An 18,726-nucleotide genomic window follows, 5' to 3' on the forward strand; every position below is an offset into this window, starting at 1 on the left:
CGAGCCCCGCAGCCGCGAACAGAGGCGGTCCCGTGAGCGAGCAGGCCGGTGTCGACCGGGGCGTCGACGATCGACGGTGGACGGTCGCGGAGCAGGTCGCCGAGGCGGTCCGACGGCGGTTCCCGGCCGATGCGCTCGCGATCGCTGTGCACGGGCCCCTGGCGCACGGTGACGACGACGGCGGCGGGGACCGCGAGGCGGGCATGCTGGTGGTCACCTATCGGCCGGGGACGGGCCCGCCGCCGGCGACCCGGCGGGTGGACGGGGTGCTCGTCGACCTGACCGTGGCCGCCGCCGAGGACTACCTGGCCCAGGCCCGGGTGCTCTCCCCGCTATGGCCGCTGACCGCCGACCGGTACGTCACCACGCAGGCGTTGCACGATCCGACGGGCTGGTTGCGGACGCTGCGCGACGAGCATCTCGGCCGGCTGGCTCGGGCCCGGCCGGCGGAGTTCAGCACCGCGGCCCGGCAGGCGTGGTACAGGGGCAGCGCGGCGCACTCCCGGGCGGCCCGGCTCGCCGAGTGGTACGAAACCGATCAGGCTCTGCTGATGCTCGGTGAGGCCCGGCTGGCGGCGGCCACGGTGACCGGTCTACTGAGTCGCACCTACTTCCGTGACCCGGGAGACGCGGTGCGGCGCACCGGGTTGGCCGGGGCGGACATGACCGAGGTGGGTGTGGTGCTGGCCCGGCAGGCCGAGGAGTTGGCCGCCCGTGGTCGCGCGGTCGACGGCACGATCGACGAGCTGCTCAGCACCTGAGGCGCGTCACAGCCCGCCCGGTACGCCGATCAGCGAGCCGATCAGGTAGGTGGCGCCGGCCGCCGCGGCGCCCAGCAGCAGCTGGCGCAGACCGCTGGTCCACCAGGGACGGTTGGTGAAGCGGGCCACCACGGCACCGGCGGCGAACAGCCCGAGCCCGCCGACGGCGAGCGCCAGCCACAGCACCGTGGCGCCGAGCAGGTACGGCAGCAGCGGGACCAGCGCACCGACCGAGAAGAACAGGAACGACGAGATCGCCGCGGCCCACGGGCTGGGCTGGTCGTCGGGGTCGACGCCCAGCTCCTCGCGGACGTGCACCCGCAGCGCCTCCTCCGGGTCGCGCCGCACCGCCTCGGCGACCTGGGTGGCGAGGTCGCGGGGCAGACCCCGGGCCACCCACGCGTCGGCCAACTCCCGGGCCTCCGCCTCGGGGTGCCGTTCCAGTTCCCGTCGCTCCTTGGCCACCTCGGCGGCGACCTGCTCGTTGGCGGAGCGCACGCTGGTGTACTCGCCGAGCCCCATGGAGATCGCACCGGCGACGAGGCCGGCGCTGCCGGTGAGCACGATGCTGCGCGGCGACACCCCGCCACCGCCGACGCCGGCGATCAGGGCGATGTTGGTGACCAGGCCGTCCATCGCGCCGAAGACGGCCGGGCGAAGCCAGCCGCCGGAGACGTCCGCGTGGTGCGCCTCGCGTAGCGCCGCCGGGGTGTCGGTCACGGCGCCTGCCCTTCGTTCGCGACTGCGGGACTTCGCTTCGCTGCGTTCCTCGCGCTCACGGAAGGGTCAGGATCTCGTGGCCGTCGTCGGTCACCACGATGGTGTGCTCGAACTGCGCCGTCCACTTCCGGTCCTTGGTGACCACTGTCCACCCGTCGTCCCACATGTCGTACTGGTAGGTGCCGAGGGTGATCATCGGCTCGATGGTGAACGTCATGCCCGGCTCCATGATGTCGGTGGGGCGCGGGCTGTCGTAGTGCGGCACGTAGAGGCCGCTGTGAAAGGTCTCGCCGATGCCGTGGCCGGTGAAGTCGCGGACCACGCCGTAGCCGAACCGCTTGGCGTACGACTCGATGACCCGGCCCACCACGTTGATCTGGCGGCCCGGGGCGACGGCGCGGATGCCGCGCATCATCGCCTCGTGGGTCCGCTCGACCAGCAGCCGGGCCTCTTCGCTGACCTCGCCGACGCAGAAGGTCGCGTCGGTGTCACCGTGCACCCCACCGATGTACGCGGTCACGTCGACGTTGATGATGTCGCCGTCATGGAGGACCGTGGTGTCCGGGATGCCGTGGCAGACGACCTCGTTGAGGCTGGTGCAGCAGGACTTCGGGAAGCCCTTGTAGCCCAGCGTCGACGGGTACGCGCCGTGGTCGCAGAGGAACTCGTGCACCACCTTGTCGATCTCGTCGGTGGTCACGCCGGGCTTGCAGTGCTCGCCGGCGAGCTGGGTCGCCTGGGCGGCGAGCCGGCTGGCGATCCGCATCTTCTCGATGGTCTCCGGCGTCTGCACGTGCGAGCCACGCCACTCCTGCGGGCGCGCCTTTCCCACGTACTCCGGTCGGGCGATCTGGGATGGCACCGGTCGCATCGGGGAGAGCGTGCCTGGTGTCAGCGGCGGACGGACGGTCATGCCGCAAGCCTATCGCCGGGGCCGCTGGTGACCCGCGCCACGGCCGCCCGGTGGAGGTTGTTGCCCTGCCAGGGTGGCTGTGCCATGGTGTCAGCGTGGATCAAGGGGGAGCACCGCCCGTCTTCTCCGCCAGCGCCGAGATCGACGGTGACCACCTCCACGTCGTGGTGGCCGGCGAGGTCGACATGGCGACCGCGGACACGATGCTCCAGACGGCGCTACGCGAGCCCGCCGGGGAGATCACTCTCGACCTGAGTGCTGTCACCTTCTTCGACTCGGCCGCCATCCACGCCCTGGTCCGGCTCGCCCAGCAGTTTCCGGGGCGGCTCACCGTTCGTCCGTCCCGGCAGGTCCGTCGGGTGCTGGAGATCTCCGGCCTCGGCGAGCAGGGCTGGCTCGACCCGGCCTAGGGTCGGCCGCCGCCGGGCGTGCGGTCAGTCCTGCAACTGCCGGCGCAGCGTCACCTCGGTGCCCTCAGCGGTACGCCGTACCGACAGCTCGCCCAGCGCTCTGATGAGGTCCAGGCCCCGGCCCCGGAAGCCGGAGCCGGTCGACTCCCGCCACTGCCCGCTGTCGCGCACCGTGGCCGTCACCGTCCGATCCTCGATGGCCACCTCCACACTGATCATGGCCTCGGCCGGGTGGACCGGGTGCTCGATGGCGTTGGCGGCGGCCTCGGAGACGGCGACGGTCAGGTCGAACAGGTCGGTCTCGCCGACGGAGTGCGCGACCAGGAAGTCCTCCAGACGCTTCCGCAGCACGCTGAGCCGGGTCGGGTCCGCCGGTAGCCGCAGCGCGAAGCGGTCCAGCTCCGCCGCCTCCAGGGCGAGGACCGCCACGTCGTCGCGGCGTGGCCGTCCGGTGACCCGCTCGACGACCGCGTCGATCAGGTCCACCACGTGTTCGCTCGCGGTGGCCGCGTCGACGCGGAGCTGGGCCAGTGCGGCATCGATGCCGAGCTGACGGTCCTCGATCAGCCCGTCGGTGTAGAGCAGCAGTCGAGTGCCGGCCGGCAACTCGCCCTCGACCGACTCGTACGTCGCTCCGGGGAGCGCGCCGACCGGTGGACCGAGTGCCCGGTCGTGCAGGAACGCCACGTCGCCTCCGGTGATCAACAGTGGGGACGGGTGACCGGCGCTCGCGTACCGCAGCCGACCGGTGCGGGGGTTGAACAGCAGGCAGACCACTGTCGCGAAGGAGCGGCCCTCGGTGGAGCCGACCAGCCGGTTGAGCCGGGTCAGCGACTCACCCGGATCGAAGCCCTCCAGCACGTACGCCCGCAGTGCGTTGCGCAGTTGCCCCATCGCCGCAGCGGCCCGGACGCCCTTACCGACCACGTCGCCGATGACCAGCACCAGCTCGTCGCCGTTCAGCGCGATCGCGTCGTACCAGTCGCCGCCGACTTCGACGTCGGCGCTGCCGGGCAGGTAACGGCTGGCCAGCACCGCGCCGGGCAGGTGGGGCAGCGAGCGGGGCAGCAGGCTGTGCTGAAGGGTGGTGGCGATGCGGTGTTCGGCCTCGTAGAGCTGGGCGTTCTCCAGTCGCACTCCGACGAGCCGGGCCAGCTGGGTCAGTGCGGCGTCGTCGGCCTGCGCCTCGTCGCCGGTCGCCCGCCAGACCTGCAACTCACCGAGCTGCTTGCCGGTGGTGCCGGTCAGCTCGCCCACGAAGGACGGGTCGGTGGCGGTGGTGCCACCGCCGTCCGCCTCGAAGCGCGCCTCCGCCGCGGTGACCACCACCCGAGCCGCCTCGGCGAGGTTCAACGCGTGCCGGGCGGCGACCTGGAGCACGTCGGCGGTGGATCGGGCGGTGTTCACCGCCACCGCCGCGTCGGCCAGCGCCCGGAGTCGGCGGATGATCTGCCCACGCAGCTGGCCCAGCTCGACGTTGGCCCGCACCCGGGCGATCAGCTCCTGCGCGGTGAACGGCTTGGTGAGGTAGTCGTCGGCGCCGACGGCGAGACCGGCGACGGCCTCCGCGGAGCCGGCGCGGGCGGAGAGCAGCACGATCGGCACATGCCGGGTACGCGGGTCCGCGCGCAGCGCGCTCACCAGCCCGAACCCGTCCAGCCGAGGCATCATCACGTCGGTGAGCACCAGATCGAACCCACCCTCGCGGGCCAGCGGCAGGGCGTCGAGCCCGTCGTTCGCGGTGACCACGTCCCAGGTCGGGGAGAGCAGCCGAGTGATGTGCTCCTGCAGGTCGGCATTGTCGTCGACGACCAGGATCCGGCCGGCCGAGGTGCCCTTCGGCGGCTGACGGTCGAGTGCGGGTGTCGACGCGACACCGGCCCACAGCGCGGTCTCCGCCACGAAGAGCCGGGCCTGCTCGGGCTCACCCACCGGCAGCGGGTCGAACGCCGCCACCCGGTCCGCCGGCAGGTGGGCCGAGCCGAACGGAACTGTCACCGTGAAGGTGCTGCCCACGTCGACCCGGCTGGTCAACCCGACCTCACCGCCGTGCATCTCGACCAGTTCCCGGACCAGCGCGAGGCCGATGCCGGTGCCTTCGTGGGTGCGGGCCCGCACCCCGGGGACCCGGTGGAACCGTTCGAAGACGTGCGGCAGCTCGTCCGCCACGATGCCGATGCCGGTGTCCGTCACCTCCAGCCGGGCCGCGCCGTCGACCGCCCGGATCCGCACCCGGATCTCGCCGTCGAAGGTGAACTTGACAGCGTTCGAGACCAGGTTGAGGACGATCTTCTCCCACATGTCCCGGTCGACGAAGACCGGCGTCGGCAGCGGCGGACAGTCCACCACCAGTCGCAACCCGGCCCGGTCGGTGGCCGAGCGGAAGGTGCTGGCCAGCCGGGCGGTGTAACCGGCGAGGTCGGTCGGCTGGTAGCGGGCGGCGAGCCGACCGGACTCCAGTCGGGAGAAGTCCAGCACGGTGTTGACCAGCTTGAGCAGGCGCAGCGCGTTGCGGTGCATCATGGTGAGCCGGTCGGTTTCGGCGGCGGGCAGCTCCGGGTCGGCCAGCATGTCCTCCAGCGGGCCGAGCACCAGGGTCAATGGGGTGCGGAACTCGTGGCTGACGTTGGCGAAGAAGTTGGTCTTCGCCCGGTCCAGCGCGGCCAGCTCGGCGGCGCGGGCACGCTCCTGCTCGTACGCCCGCTGGGTGCCGACCGCCCGGGAGATCTGGGCGGCGACCAGGCCGAGGAAGTCGCGGTAGTCGTCGCCGAGCGGCAGCTGACGGGCCACGCCGACGACCAGCGCGCCGACGGTCTGGTTGGTCGCCGTGAGCGGCAGCACGAGCGCCTGGTCGGCGGCGTCGACCGGCAACACGTCGAGCAGAGCGGCCACTTCGATCGTGGCGGGCGCGCCGTCGGCGGTCAGCCGGGCCGACACCTGCGCTGTGACATCGACCGCGGGCGGAGTGGTGCCGGTGCAACCGGCCAGTGTGAGCTGGTCGTTGTCGTCGGTCAGATAGATCAGGGCGAACGGCACGTCCGCCCGGTGCCGGCCGAGCACCCCGGCGGCGGTCCGGCCCAGCTCCGTGGCGCTGCCGATGTCGCTCAGCTCCGCGCCCAGCTCGGACAGCGCTCGCAGCCGGCGCTCGCCGAGCACCCGCCCGGTGGTCTCGCTGACGATGCAGTAGACGCCACTGACCGAGCCGTCGTCACCGCGGATCGGGTCGTACGAGACGTTGAAGTAGGTCTGCTCGACAAAGCCGTGACGGTCCAGCAGGAAGGGATGGTCCTCGCCCCGGTAGGAGCGGCCGGCGCTGCGGACGTCGTCGAGCAGCGGACCGAGCACCGCCCAGGTCTCCGCCCAGTTCGAGCGGGCCGGTTGGCCGATCACGTCCGGGTGTTTGCCGCCGATGGTCGGCCGGTAGGCGTCGTTGTAGAAGGCCAACTGCTCGTCGCCCCAGAACATGACGATCGGCGCGCTGGAGGCGAGCATCATCGCTACCGCGTTGGAGAGCGCCGGGGGCCACTGACCGGGCTCACCCAGCGGGCCGGAGGACCAGTCGAAGGAGGCCAGCCGCTCGCCCATCTCGCCGCCGGCCGCGAACGCGGCGGCCAGCATCGGTGGGGTCTCGCGGCCGGACAGGGCGGGATGCCCGATGTCCGCGCCCCCCTGGGCCGAGCTCATGCAGCCTCCCGCTCCGGCCGTACCCCTCGACCGTTGATCTTCACCCGCCGTGCTCGGACTTGTACCCCAGCGGACCAGCAACGTAACGCATCACGAGCGATGGACGCTGTTTACGTACGCCGGAGCCGTCGGGCACCGGACAGCGCGGATGGACGGCGGCGTCGAACGGCGGTGGCGGGAACGCTCTGACGAGTCAGAAGACCGGCAGTCCGTCGATGCTTGCCGCGTTCTTGGTGGCCCGGTAGACGACCAGATCATCGGCGCTACGACGGGAGTGTGAGGTGAGTAACAGATCGCGTTCGGCCCGGAAGTCCATCAGAGGCACCGCGTATCCGCAGGAGTCACTGACCCGCTCCACGTCGACAGTGATGACCGCCCGGACGGCGTGCACGTCCGGCGGCGCGGGAAACTCGGCGAGCCGATCAGCGAAGGCGTCCTCGGTCACCGCGACGCTGCTGCCCCGACCATGCAACCGGACGATCTTCGGCGGGCCGTCGAAGGCACAGAACATCAACGTGATCCGGCCGTTGTCCCGCAGGTGGGCGATGGTCTCCGCGCCACTGCCGTGATAGTCGAGGTAGGCCACCCGGTGCGGGCTGAGGATCACGAACGTGCCCCGCATGCCCTTCGGTGACACGTTGACGTGCCCCTCGACCCCGGACGGGGCGGTCGCCACGAAGAAGAGCGGCTGGGCCACGATGAAGTCACGCAGTCGAGCGTCGATCTCGGGATAGACCTTGCCCATGCGCCGATCCTCCCACCGGTGCCATCGACGGGCGGGGGCGATCTCCGTCACACCCGCCGGCCGGCGGCCCGCACCAACGCCGTGATCGGGCGGGGATCCGACTCGTTCTCCGGATGCCACTGCACCCCGAGTACGAACGGCAGGGCCGGGTCCTCCACCGACTCGACCACGCCGTCCTCCGCCCAACCGGTCACCGTGAGCCGGCCCGGATCGGCGACCGCCTGGTGGTGGTACGAGTTGACCTGGTCGACCCCGGCCAGCACCGAGGCGGCCAGGCTCCCCGGCGCGAACCGCACCGCGTGCGCCCCGTACACGCCGGGCGCCGGCCGGTGCGCGTCGTGACCCACCACGTCGGGCAGGTGCTGGTGCAGGGCGCCGCCGTACGCGACAGCGAGCAACTGCATCCCCCGACACACACCCAGCACCGGCACCCCGGCGGCGAGCGCGGCGGCCAACAGTGTCAGCTCGCCGGCGTCCCGGTCCGGCCGGTCCTCGGTGCGCGGGTCGAGCGGCTGGCCGTACCGCCCCGGGCCGACGTCCGCGCCGCCGGCCAACAGCAACCCGTCGAGGACGGCCACCACGTCCGCGTCCACGTCGTCCGGCGGCAGGACCACCGCCCGGCCACCCGCGGCCGCCACCGCCCGCGAATACGCCTCCGGCACCAGCACCGCCCGCACGCCCCGCCAGGCCGCCCAGTCGGCGGGCTCGACGTACGCGCTGATCCCGATCAGCGGCCTCCTCGTCACAGGGCTAGCCCGGTTCGCGACTGCGGGGCTCGCAAAACCGGCTCACTCCTCGCGCTCACAGGGGAGTGACGTAGGCGCCGGTGATCCCGCCGTCGACCACGAACTGCGCGGCGGTCATGAACGAGGCGTCGTCGCTGGCCAGGAACGCCACAGCGGCGGCGATCTCCTCCGGTTGCCCGAAGCGACCCATCGGCACGTGCACCAGCCGACGGGCGGCCCGCTCCGGGTCGGCCGCGAAGAGCTCCAGCAGCAACGGTGTGGCCACCGGGCCGGGGCAGAGGGCGTTGACCCGGATGCCCTCGCGGGCGAACTGCACACCCAGCTCCCGGGTCATCGCCAGCACCCCGCCCTTGCTCGCGGTGTACGCGATCTGCGACGTGGCCGCACCCATCAACGCCACGAACGAGGCCGTGTTGATGATCGAGCCCTTGCCCTGTCGACGCATGTGCGGAATGGCGTACTTGCAGCACAGGTAGACGCTCGTGGTGTTGACCCGCAGCACCCGCTCCCACGCGTCCAGGCCGGTGTCCAGGATGGAGTCGTCGTCCGGTGGTGAGATACCGGCGTTGTTGAACGCGACGTCCACCCTGCCGTGCCGGTCGGCCACCCCGTCGAACAGGTCGCGTACCGCCGACTCGTCGGCCACGTCGGTGGCCACGAACTCGCCGCCGCACTCCTCGGCGGCCTTCGCCCCGGCCGCCGCGTCGATGTCCACGCAGACCACCCGGGCCCCCTCGGCGGCGAACCGCCGCACGGTGGCCAACCCGATGCCACTGCCCGCTCCGGTGACCACTGCCACCCGGTCCTGCAACCGACCCTGCACTGGCGTCACTCCTCTGTCGCGATGAACACGTTCTTGACGTCCGTGAAGGAGTGCAGCGCGTCCGGGCCCAGCTCACGGCCGAGCCCGGAGCGCTTCATCCCGCCGAACGGGGTCCAGTAGCGCACCGAGGAGTGCGAGTTGACGCTGAGGTTGCCAGAGTCGACGGCACGGGCCAGGCGCAGGGCCCGACCCACGTCCCGGGTCCAGATCGAGCCGGACAGGCCGTACTCGGTGTCGTTGGCGAGCCGGACCGCTTCCGCCTCGTCGTCGAACGGCAGCACCGAGACGACCGGGCCGAAGATCTCCTCCCGCCAGTGCCGATCGGCCGGCGAGTCGGCCAGCAGCACCGTGGGCGCGTGCCAGAACCCGCTGCCGTCGGGGCAGGAGCCGGTGAAGGCGACAGTCGCACCGGCGAGGTGACCGGCGACCCGGTCCCGGTGGGCGGCGGAAATCAGCGGGCCCATCTCGGCGGTGTCGCGGGACGGGTCCTCGACGCGTACCGCGCGTACCGCCGGTTCGAGCAGTTCCAGGAACCTGTCGTACACCGAACGCTGGACCAGGATCCGCGACCGTGCGCAGCAGTCCTGGCCGGCGTTGTCGAAGACCGCGCCCGGCGCGGTAGCGGCGGCGCGTTCCAGGTCGGCGTCGGCGAACACGATGTTCGCGCTCTTGCCGCCCAACTCCAGGGTGAGTCGTTTCACCTGGGCGGCGCAGCCGGCCATGATCCGGGTGCCGATCTCGGTGGAGCCGGTGAAGCAGATCTTGCGGACCGCCGGGTGGCTGACGAACCGCTCCCCCACCACCGAGCCCTCACCCGGGATGACGGTGAAGACGCCGTCGGGCAGGCCCGCCTCGCGGGCCAGTTCGGCCAGGCGCAGCGCGGTCAGCGGGGTCAGTTCGGCGGGCTTGAGCACCACCGTGTTGCCGGCGGCGAGCGCCGGGGCGAACCCCCAGGCGGCGATCGGCATCGGGAAGTTCCACGGCACGATCACGCCAACCACACCGAGTGGCTCGTGGAAGGTGACGTCCAACCCGCCGGGCACCGGGATCTGCCGCCCGGTCAACCGCTCGGGCGCGCCGGCGTAGTAGTCCAGGACGTCGCGGACGTTGCCCGCCTCCCAGCGGGCGTTGCCGATGGTGTGCCCGGAGTTGCGCACCTCCAGCGCGGCCAACTCGTCCAGATGAGCGTCGACGACGGTGGCGAACCGCCGCAACAACCGCGCCCGATCCCCCGCCCCCACCTGACGCCAGGTCTCGAATGCCGCGGCAGCGGCGGAGATCGCCGCGTCAACCTCGCCCACCGAGGCCGCGGCAACCTCCCGAAACCCCACCCCGCGAGCCGGGTCCACCAGAACCGTCACACCCTCACCCCATCCTCACGTGGTCAGAGGCGTTCGAAGCCACGGGTCAGCTCCCAGTCCGTCACCGCGGCGTCGAAGGCGGCCAGCTCGACTCTCGCCTGGTTGGCGTAGTGGGCCACCACCTCGGGGCCGAACGCCTCCCGGGCCGCAGTGGATTCTTCCCAGAGGGCCAGGGCGTCGCGCAGGGTGCCGGGGACGCGCTCGGCCTCCGGGTCGTCGTACGCGTTGCCGGTGCACTCCGCGCCCAGCTCCAGCTCGCCGTCGATGCCGTGCAGCGCCCCGGCGACCAGCCCGGCGATCGCCAGGTACGGGTTGACGTCGGCACCGGGCACCCGGTTCTCCACCCGCATGCCCTGCCCGTGCCCGACCACCCGCAGCGCGCAGGTGCGGTTGTCGACACCCCAGCGCAGCGCGGTCGGGGCGAACGACCCCGGCTGGTAACGCTTGTAGGAGTTGATGTTCGGGGCGAAGAGCAGGCTGAACTCCCGCATGGTGGCGAGCAGCCCGGCGAGCACCCGCTGCCCGGTCTGCGAGAGGTGCGCCGGCCCGTCGCCGAGCATCGCCGACGAGCCGGAGGAGTCGCGCAATGAGAAGTGGATGTGGCAGGAGTTGCCCTCCCGCTCGTTCGGCTTGGCCATGAAGGTGATCGCCATCCCCTCCTGGGCGGCGATCTCCTTGGCGCCGTTCTTGTAGATCACGTGGTGGTCCGCGCAGGCCACCGCCTCGTCGTACCGGAAGGCAATCTCGTGTTGCCCGAGGTTGCACTCGCCCTTGGCGCTCTCCGGGGTGAGCCCCGCGCCGGCCATCTCGACGCGGATGCGGCGCAGCAGCGGCTCCACCCGGGCGGTGCCGAGCAGCGAGTAGTCGACGTTGTACTGGTTGGCCGGGGTGAGGTCGCGGTAGCCACGCTGCCAGGCGTCCTCGTACGAGTCGCGGAACAGCACGAACTCCAACTCGGTGCCGGCGTACGCGGTCAGCCCGTGCTCGGCCAGCCGGTCCAGCTGCCGGCGCAGGATCTGTCGGGGCGAGGCGACCACGTCACCCGAGCCGTCGAGCCAGGTCAGGTCGGCCAGCAGGAGGGCGGAGCCGGGCTGCCAGGGCATCCGGCGCAGGGTGGCGAAGTCCGGCACCATCGCGAAGTCGCCGTAGCCGCGTTCCCAGCTCGACATCGCGTACCCGTCGACGGTGTTCATGTCGACGTCCACGGCGAGCAGGTAGTTGCAGCCCTCGCTGCCGTTTGTCACCACCTGGTCGAGGAAGAAGGGCGCGTGGAACCGCTTGCCCTGCAGCCGGCCCTGCATGTCGACGAGGGCCAGCACCACGGTGTCGATCTCGCCCTCGGCGACGGCGACCCGCAGTTGTTCCAGCGTGAGCGGAGCTTTCCTCATTCGCGGGCCTCCATCACCAAGGTCTACTGGCAAACCGGATCACCGTCAATGCCCCCGGCGGCACGTGCGGCAAACCCGGCGGGACGGGCGGCGCCGCCCGTCCCGCCGGGTGCCGATCAGACCGGGCCGTCGGCCGCTGCCGGGTCGGCCGCCACCGCGGGTTCCTCGACGGTACGAACCGGGCCGGTGAACCACTTGCGGGCCGAGGCGTACCACCAGACGGCGACCACCAGTAGCACCCCGCCGACGGCGAGCGGCGCATAATTCACCGCCGAACAGGTGAACCCGTCGTTGCCGGGCACCCCGGCGGGCACGATCGGCAGCACGAAGTAGACGGCGATGATCGCGATCTCGATCACCGCGATCCAGCCGAGCAGCTTGTACTTGCGGCCCAGCGTCCACGGCCCGGGGACGAACCGGTCGCCCATCCGCAGCCGGAGCGCGATCGGGATGAGGAACGACAGGTAGAGCCCGAGCACCGCGACGGAGACGACAGCGTAGAAGGCGATCGGGATACCGGCGGAGCTCTCGTACAGCGCCGGCAGGGTCAGCACCAGGCCGGCCGCTGTGGCGCCGATGATCGCGTTGACCGGGGTGCCGTTGCGGTCGACAGTGGACCACAGCCGCCATCCGGGTACGGCACGGTCCCGGCTGAACGCGTACGCCATCCGGCTCATCGAGGTTACGCAGCTCATGCCGCAGAAGAACTGGCCGATGGTCGAGATGATGATGACGATCTTGAAGAAGACCGGGGTCAGCGCCGACTCAAAGATGGCGCCGGAGAAGCCGCCCGCGGCGTTGACCGCCTCGACGTCGGTGGCCGCGAAGAGGAACGCCAGCAGCAGGATCCAGCCGCCGACCGCCGAGTAGAAGATCGACTGCCAGAGTCCGCGGGCCGCGGCCTGTGAGGCGCCCCGGGTCTCCTCGGAGACGTGCGCGCAGGCGTCGAAGCCGGTGATCGTGTACTGGGTCAGCAGGAAACCCAGCGGCAGCACGTAGAACCAGAACGTCAGCCCGCCGATGTCCCCGTCACCGAAGCCGGAGTTGTTGAACCGCTCGGTGAACACGAACTGGAAGCTCTGGTGGTTGTCGGGCACGAAGACCAGGATGGCCACCACGACGGCCGCGCCGGCCACGTGCCACCAGACCGAGACGTTCTGGAGTACGTCGATGATCCGGTGCCCGAAGATGTTGATCAGCCCGTGCAGCACCAGGATGATCACGAAGAGGATGAACGCCTGACGCAGCGTCCCGGCCCAGCCGTCGAAGAGCGCCGACAGGGTGAGGTTGAGGAACGTCGCACAGCCGTAGTCGACCGAGGCGGTGACCGCCACCAGACCGATCAGGTTCAGCCAGCCGGTGAACCAGCCGTGCACCGGGCGGCCCATGGTGGCCGCCCACCAGTAGATCCCACCCGCTGTCGGGTACGCCGACACCAGCTCCGCCATGCAGAAGCCGATGATCAGGATGAACAGCGAGATCAGCGGCCAGCCCCAGGAGATGGCGACCGGCCCGCCGTTGTTCCACGCCTGACCGAATGTGGTGAAACAGCCGGCCAGGATCGAGATGATCGAGAAGGAGATGGCGAAGTTGGAGAAGCCACTCCACTTACGGCGCAACTCCTGTTTGTAGCCGAGTTCGGCGAGCCGCCGGGCATCGTCGTCCACAGGTTGCTCGGCGGTCGGCACGGGCGTCGTGGCCACTGCACACCTCCCTGAGGTGGTTCCGCGTGCGAGTGGGCAAAGTGTCGACCCGGCCGATCAAGGCGGTCAATACGTAGTCGGTGCGGATCTCACCGCCGTCGGGCTAATTGCGTTGCCGACCGGCCGCCCCGGCCGGCATCCTGGACCAGTGACCAGGCCCGACAAGGGCCCAACCCGGGCGCTCGGACCGCCCGACCCGGTGGCGCGGGGCACGCCTCTCTCTCACGTACGGCCACTCCGCCGTACCCGAAAGTGCCCCGCGCCCCATTCCCCTCACTCCCCCCCGCCCCGCCCCGCCCCGCCCCCGCCCGCGCCTCCGCCCCCCGCCGCGCCGATCTTGCACTTTCGGTTGTCGATATCGGCGGGATGTCCCATATGCCGGCGCAGTAAGTGCAAGATCGCGGGGCCGGGCCGGGCCGGGCCGGGGCGGGGCAGGCCGGGGCAGGGCCGGGGGGTCAGGTCAGGAGGAGGCCGGCTACCCAGAGAGCCGCGACCACGAGGCCGGCCAGGAACTCCACCAGCATCGACAGGCCGGCGGCCTTCAGGGCCTGCACTGTGGAGGGCCACGCGAGCTGGTTGCTGCCCAGCCGGAGCCGTTCGGCCGCCCACACCCCGGCGACGAAGCCGAGCACCAGACCGACGACCGGCACCACGAAGAAGCCGATGATGCCGAGCGCCCCACCGGCGAGCAGCGTGGACGTCGGCACACCGGTGCGCTTCAGGTTCCGCCCCGGCCACGCGTACTTGATCACGGCGCCTCCCCCGGCGACCAGTGTGGCGGCGGCGAACACCGCCCAGCCACCCAGGCCGGCGCCGCCGAAGACCGCCCAGAGCAGCACGCCGCCCCAGCACAGCGGCAGCGCCGGCAGACCGGGCACCACCACGCCGGCCAACCCGGCCAGGATGGCCAGCCCGGCCACCACGGTCACCGCCGTCTGCGAGTCCGTCAGGTCCACGCCGCCACCCTCCGTCGCCACCCTCCGGATCGAAACGATCCCTCACTCACGCCAGCACTCCGCTTCGCGCCACGCTGCTGCCTGCTGGTGCGCTCGCTCACGCCAACACTCCCCTGCCGCGCAGCCTGGCCGTGATCACGTCGGCCGGGGCCGGCGCACCGAAGTACCGGCCCTGCCCGGTGTCGCAGCGCAGCGCCCGCAGCCGTTCCGCCTGCACGCCGGTCTCCACCGCCTCGGCCGTGACCCACAACTCCAGGGCGTGCGCCAACCGGACCAACGCGTCGACGATCCGTTCGTCGCGGTGGTCGGCCACCACGTCGGTCCCGTCCGCGCGGATGCCCTCGACGAACGGACCGGCGAGCTTCAGGCAGTGGATCGGCAACCGGCGCAGGTACGCCAGGTTGGAGTACCCGGTGCCGAAGTCGTCCACTGCCAGCCGGACGCCGAGCGCGGCGAGCCGGTGCAGGCTGCGCAGGGGTTCGCCGGCGCTGCCCATCACGGCGCTCTCGGTCAGCTCCAGTTGGAGCAGCTCCGCGGGCAGCCCGCTGGTCTGCAACGCGTCGGCGACGGTGTCCACGATGGCCGGTTCGTCGGCCTGCCGGGCGGCCAGGTTGACGCTGACCACCAGCCTGGCGTCGGGGAACTCCCGCCACCACCGTTCGGCGTCTTCGCACGCCCGTCGCAGCACCCACTCGCCGAGCCGGACGATCAGGCCGGTCTCCTCGGCCAGGCCGATGAACCGGTCCGGCCCGATCAGGCCCAGCTCCGGATGCTCCCAACGCACCAGTGCCTCCACGGCGAGCATGGTGCCCTCCAGCAGCGACACGATCGGCTGGTAGTGCAGCACGAACTCGCCCCGGTCCAGTGCGGCTGGCAGCCCGGCGACCAGCGCCGAGCGGGCGATGTCCCGGGCGCCACGCTCCGGGTCGTAGACCGCCCACCGGCCCCGCCCCGCCGCCTTGGCCCAGTAGAGCGTGGTGTCCGCGGCCTTCATCAGCTCGGACGCGCTGGTCTCCGAGGCCGGGCACTGCACGATGCCCACACTGGCCGAGACGGCCAACTGGTGCTCACCGACGTGGACCGGGGCCGCGACGGCGGCCAGTGCGGCCTCCGCGACGGCGACAGGGTCGTCGGTGTCGTCCCCTCCGTCGACGAGGATCACGAACTCGTCGCCCCCCATCCGGGCGACCAGGTGACCGTGGTCGGCCACGCACGCGGCCAGCCGCCGGCCGATCATCACGAGCAGCCGGTCACCGAGGTCGTGTCCGAGACTGTCGTTGATCGCCTTGAAGCCGTCCAGGTCGAGGAAGCACACCCCGACCTGCTGCCCGAGGCCCGCGGTGTCGAGCACCCGTCCCAACGTCTCGAAGAACAGCGTCCGGTTGGGCAGCCCGGTCAGCGGGTCGTGCAGCGCCTGGAAGCGCAGCCGCTGCTGGAGTTCGTACCGCTCGGTGATGTCCTCGATCATCGCGACCGTGAATCGCGGCCGGCCCTCGTGTCGGATCAGCGAGACGGCCAGATCCGTCCAGACCACCGTGCCGTCCTTGCGGTGGTAGCGCTTCTCCACCCGGGCCGCGTCGTGCTTGCCCTCGATCATCTCCTGGTAGAGATCCCACATTCCGGCCGCGTCGTCGGCGTGGAACAGCGCCGCCACGTTGATCTCGCGCAGCTCCTCGATCGAGTAGCCGAGCATGTCGGCGAACGCCTGGTTGACGTCGATGATCCGACCGTCCACGCCGGCGATCCCGATCCCGATCGCGGCACCGGTGAACACCGCCCGGAACCGTGCCTCGCTCGCACGCAGCGCCTGCTCGACCTCGTCGCGCGCCTGCCAGGCCGACCGGGCGATCCGCTCCTGTTGGCTGAAGGTGCGGTCACGCAGCGCGCGGGCGAACCCGGCGGCCAACCCGCCCTGCACCGCCGCGACCCGGTCGGCGAGGTCGGCCGGCCGGTCACCGTCGCCCAGCACCTGACGCCCGAAGGTCGCGCCGAGCGCGTGCAGTGTCCACTCCAGGGCCTGCGGCTCGGTGATCTGCGCCTGCACCAGGGCCCGCCCGACCTCCTCGGCCGGGTGAGCGCTGAACGGCTCGGCCCGTACCGCCTGGGCCAGCCGGAGCGTGTACTCCAGCAGCAGCCGCTCGGTATCGGCCACGCTGAGCGGCACGAAGCCGAGTCGGCGCACCGCGTGGGCCCAGTCGGCGGCGTACCCCTGGGCGTCCGCCCGACCGGCGACGACCCCGGCGGGGTCCCGGCTGGCATCGACCCCGGCGGGGTCCCGACCGGAGTTGACACCGGTCGGGTCCGGGACGGCGGCCACGAGATCAGCCGGCGGGCTGGTCGTACCGGGCGACGCCCCCGAAGGCGCCGAACCGCTCCGGGTGCTCGTCCACGTCGGACGGTGAGTCCGGGCGCCAGAGCGGCATGTGCACCACGCCCGGTTCCAGGACGGTCCAGTCGCCGAAGAAGCCGGTGACCTGCGCGCGGGAGCGCAGGGTGATCTCGGTGGCGGTGCGGGCGGAGAGGCGCTGGGCGTCCAGCATCTCCTGCGGCTGGTCCTCGAAGGTGGAGTGTGAGACGACCAGGAAGCTGCCCGGCGCGGCGGCGGCCCGCAGGGTGGCCAGGATCGCCTCGGGCCGGTCGGTGTCCGGGATGAAGTGCACCACCCCGGCCAGCAGGATGCCCATCGGTCGACTGAAGTCGATCAGCCCGAGCTGTCGGGTCTCGGCGAGGATGCGCTCCGGCTCACGCAGGTCGGCGTGGATGACCCCGGTCAGCTCGTTGCCGGCCAGCAGCTCCCGGCTGTGTGCGACAGCCACCGGGTCGATGTCGACGTACACCACGCGGGCCTTGGGGTTGACCCCCTGCGCCACCTCGTGCACGTTGCCCACCGTGGGAATTCCGGAGCCGATGTCGAGGAACTGGTCGATGCCGGCGTCGAGCAGCACGCGGACGGCCCGGCGCAGGAACTCCCGGCCGGAGCGCATGGTGGCGGCGAGATTCGGGGTCATGCTGGCGATCTGCTCCGCCAACTGCCTGTCGATCTCGAAGTTGTGCGCCCCACCCAGAAAGTAGTCGTACACCCGGGCCGCGCTCGGCCTGGTCAGATCGATCTCGGTCGGCATTCCGTCCGGCATCAGCGTGCTCCCCAGTTCATCGCCGCGGCGCGGGACGGCACCGGCGTCGGGGCGCGCAGCGGACACGCGTGGGCACCGGTCGACCCGCGGGTCGTGTGGTGTGGACCACTCTAGGCGGCTGACTCCAGCAACAGCGAGATGCCTTGACCAACGCCGATGCACATGGTGGTCAGAGCCCGGCGGCCGCCGCGGCGGCGCAGCTCCAGGGCGGCGGTCAGCGCCAGCCGCGCGCCGCTGGCGCCGAGCGGGTGCCCCAGCGCGATGGCCCCACCGTTCGGGTTGACGTGGTCGGCGTCGACGGGCAGCCCCAGCTCGCGCAGCACTGCCACGGACTGGGCGGCGAACGCCTCGTTCAGCTCCACCACGTCCACCGCGCCCATCTCGACGCCGAGGCGGTCGAGCAGCTTGCGGGTGGCTGGCACCGGACCGATCCCCATGATCCGGGGCGGCACACCGGCCGCCGCCGCGCCGACGATCCGGGCCAGCGGGGTCAGGCCGTACCGGGCAACCGCCGCCTCGCTGGCCACCAGCAGTGCCACCGCGCCGTCGTTGACGCCCGAGGAGTTGCCGGCGGTCACAGTGCCACCGTCGCGGAACGGGGTGGGCAGCGCGGCCAGCTTCGCAAGCGAGGTCTCCCGGGGGTGCTCGTCGACCTCGACCAGCCGGATCTCCCGACGACCGGCCGGCACGGACACCGCGACGATCTCCTCGGCGAACCGGCCGTCGGCCTGCGCCTTGGCCGCGCGCTGCTGCGACCGGTACGCGAAGGCGTCCTGCTCGGCCCGGCTGACGCCGTACTCGGCGGCCACGTTCTCCGCCGTCTCCGGCATCGAGTCGACGCCCCACCCGTCTCGCATCAACGGGTTCACCAACCGCCAGCCCAGGGTGGTGTCGTACACCTCGGCCGAGCGGGAGTACGCCGACGTCGCCTTCGGCATGACGAACGGCGCCCGGCTCATGCTCTCCACCCCGCCGGCGATGACCATCTCGGCGTCCCCGGCGACGATGGATCGGGCGGCGGTGGCGAGCGCGTCCAGGCCCGAGCCGCAGAGCCGGTTGACGGTGCTGCCCGGCACCTCCTCGGGCAGGCCGGCCAGCAGCGCCGCCATCCGGGCCACGTTGCGGTTGTCCTCGCCGGCCTGGTTGGCGCAGCCGAGCACGACGTCGTCGACCCGGGACCAGTCCACCGACGGGTGGCGGGCGACCAGTTCACGGATCACGTGCGCGGCCAGGTCGTCGGGGCGGACGCCGGCCAGCGCGCCCGCGTACCGGCCGATCGGGGTGCGGACACCGGCCACCAGGTATGCCACGGTCATCGCGAGTCCTTAGGGGGTGCAGACGGCGGGGGTGGGGCGCGCCCACCGGGTCGCGAGGGCTGCCGG

Annotated in this window: 15 protein-coding genes; 2 read left to right on the plus strand and 13 right to left on the minus strand. The window is 71.8% G+C overall.

The features are described 5' to 3' along the window. Positions 1 to 32: 32 nt before the first annotated feature. Entirely contained in the window at positions 33 to 761 is a 729-nt protein-coding gene (locus tag ABZS40_RS05105) for a nucleotidyltransferase domain-containing protein (protein WP_354942040.1), read from the plus strand. 6 nt (positions 762 to 767) lie between these two features. Here ABZS40_RS05105 and ABZS40_RS05110 read toward each other — a convergent pair whose 3' ends face one another. Beyond that, positions 768 to 1,481 (minus strand): VIT1/CCC1 transporter family protein, encoded by a 714-nt coding sequence (locus tag ABZS40_RS05110; RefSeq protein ID WP_354942042.1) that lies wholly within the window; start codon positions 1,479 to 1,481, stop codon positions 768 to 770. 55 nt (positions 1,482 to 1,536) lie between these two features. Further along, positions 1,537 to 2,394 carry a type I methionyl aminopeptidase gene (gene map, locus ABZS40_RS05115; protein WP_354942044.1) on the minus strand — a complete coding sequence of 286 codons (858 nt, stop codon included), beginning with the start codon at positions 2,392 to 2,394 and terminating at the stop codon, positions 1,537 to 1,539. 95 nt (positions 2,395 to 2,489) lie between these two features. Between map and ABZS40_RS05120 the strand changes: the two genes are divergently transcribed. Beyond that, positions 2,490 to 2,804 carry an STAS domain-containing protein gene (locus tag ABZS40_RS05120; protein ID WP_354942046.1) on the plus strand — a complete coding sequence of 105 codons (315 nt, stop codon included), beginning with the start codon at positions 2,490 to 2,492 and terminating at the stop codon, positions 2,802 to 2,804. A 24-nt stretch (positions 2,805 to 2,828) separates the two neighbouring features. Here the strand turns inward: ABZS40_RS05120 and ABZS40_RS05125 are convergent, their stop codons facing one another. From ABZS40_RS05125 to pcaF, 11 genes are all read right to left on the minus strand, one after another. Beyond that, positions 2,829 to 6,488 (minus strand): SpoIIE family protein phosphatase, encoded by a 3,660-nt coding sequence (locus tag ABZS40_RS05125; RefSeq protein WP_354942048.1) that lies wholly within the window; start codon positions 6,486 to 6,488, stop codon positions 2,829 to 2,831. Positions 6,489 to 6,681: 193 nt separating this feature from the next. After that, a complete protein-coding gene (locus ABZS40_RS05130; RefSeq protein WP_354942050.1) occupies positions 6,682 to 7,233 on the minus strand; it encodes a pyridoxamine 5'-phosphate oxidase family protein in 552 nt (183 codons plus the stop codon). Between the two features lie 47 nt (positions 7,234 to 7,280). After that, entirely contained in the window at positions 7,281 to 7,979 is a 699-nt protein-coding gene (locus tag ABZS40_RS05135) for a gamma-glutamyl-gamma-aminobutyrate hydrolase family protein (protein ID WP_354942052.1), read from the minus strand. A gap of 55 nt (positions 7,980 to 8,034) precedes the next feature. After that, on the minus strand, positions 8,035 to 8,802 hold the full coding sequence (locus tag ABZS40_RS05140; RefSeq protein ID WP_354942054.1) for a 3-oxoacyl-ACP reductase: 768 nt from the start codon (positions 8,800 to 8,802) through the stop codon (positions 8,035 to 8,037). Between the two features lie 5 nt (positions 8,803 to 8,807). After that, positions 8,808 to 10,154 (minus strand): aldehyde dehydrogenase family protein, encoded by a 1,347-nt coding sequence (locus ABZS40_RS05145; protein WP_354942099.1) that lies wholly within the window; start codon positions 10,152 to 10,154, stop codon positions 8,808 to 8,810. Between the two features lie 32 nt (positions 10,155 to 10,186). After that, on the minus strand, positions 10,187 to 11,551 hold the full coding sequence (locus ABZS40_RS05150; protein ID WP_354942056.1) for a glutamine synthetase family protein: 1,365 nt from the start codon (positions 11,549 to 11,551) through the stop codon (positions 10,187 to 10,189). 116 nt (positions 11,552 to 11,667) lie between these two features. Beyond that, entirely contained in the window at positions 11,668 to 13,254 is a 1,587-nt protein-coding gene (locus ABZS40_RS05155) for an amino acid permease (RefSeq protein ID WP_354942058.1), read from the minus strand. Between the two features lie 455 nt (positions 13,255 to 13,709). After that, positions 13,710 to 14,210, minus strand: a complete 501-nt coding sequence (locus tag ABZS40_RS05160) for a DUF456 domain-containing protein (RefSeq protein WP_354942060.1) — start codon at positions 14,208 to 14,210, stop codon at positions 13,710 to 13,712. A 97-nt stretch (positions 14,211 to 14,307) separates the two neighbouring features. Then, entirely contained in the window at positions 14,308 to 16,527 is a 2,220-nt protein-coding gene (locus ABZS40_RS05165; RefSeq protein ID WP_354942062.1) for an EAL domain-containing protein, read from the minus strand. 4 nt (positions 16,528 to 16,531) lie between these two features. Further along, positions 16,532 to 17,344, minus strand: coding sequence for an SAM-dependent methyltransferase (locus tag ABZS40_RS05170; protein ID WP_354942064.1), 813 nt, complete (start codon positions 17,342 to 17,344; stop codon positions 16,532 to 16,534). A 110-nt stretch (positions 17,345 to 17,454) separates the two neighbouring features. Further along, positions 17,455 to 18,660 (minus strand): 3-oxoadipyl-CoA thiolase, encoded by a 1,206-nt coding sequence (gene pcaF / locus ABZS40_RS05175; protein ID WP_354942066.1) that lies wholly within the window; start codon positions 18,658 to 18,660, stop codon positions 17,455 to 17,457. Positions 18,661 to 18,726 lie beyond the last annotated feature (66 nt).

Origin of the sequence: Micromonospora sp. NPDC005324 (genome assembly GCF_040607155.1) — a bacterium.
GTDB classification, from domain to species: domain Bacteria; phylum Actinomycetota; class Actinomycetes; order Mycobacteriales; family Micromonosporaceae; genus Micromonospora; species Micromonospora trifolii.

Excerpts from the sequence above, each read along its gene's own strand:
- map (WP_354942044.1), bottom strand. The coding sequence starts at position 2,394 with ATGACCGTCCGTCCGCCGCTGACACCAGGCACGCTCTCCCCGATGCGA.
- ABZS40_RS05125 (WP_354942048.1), bottom strand. The coding sequence starts at position 6,488 with ATGAGCTCGGCCCAGGGGGGCGCGGACATCGGGCATCCCGCCCTGTCC.
- ABZS40_RS05130 (WP_354942050.1), bottom strand. The coding sequence starts at position 7,233 with ATGGGCAAGGTCTATCCCGAGATCGACGCTCGACTGCGTGACTTCATC.
- ABZS40_RS05150 (WP_354942056.1), bottom strand. The coding sequence starts at position 11,551 with ATGAGGAAAGCTCCGCTCACGCTGGAACAACTGCGGGTCGCCGTCGCC.
- ABZS40_RS05170 (WP_354942064.1), bottom strand. The coding sequence starts at position 17,344 with ATGCCGGACGGAATGCCGACCGAGATCGATCTGACCAGGCCGAGCGCG.
- pcaF (WP_354942066.1), bottom strand. The coding sequence starts at position 18,660 with ATGACCGTGGCATACCTGGTGGCCGGTGTCCGCACCCCGATCGGCCGG.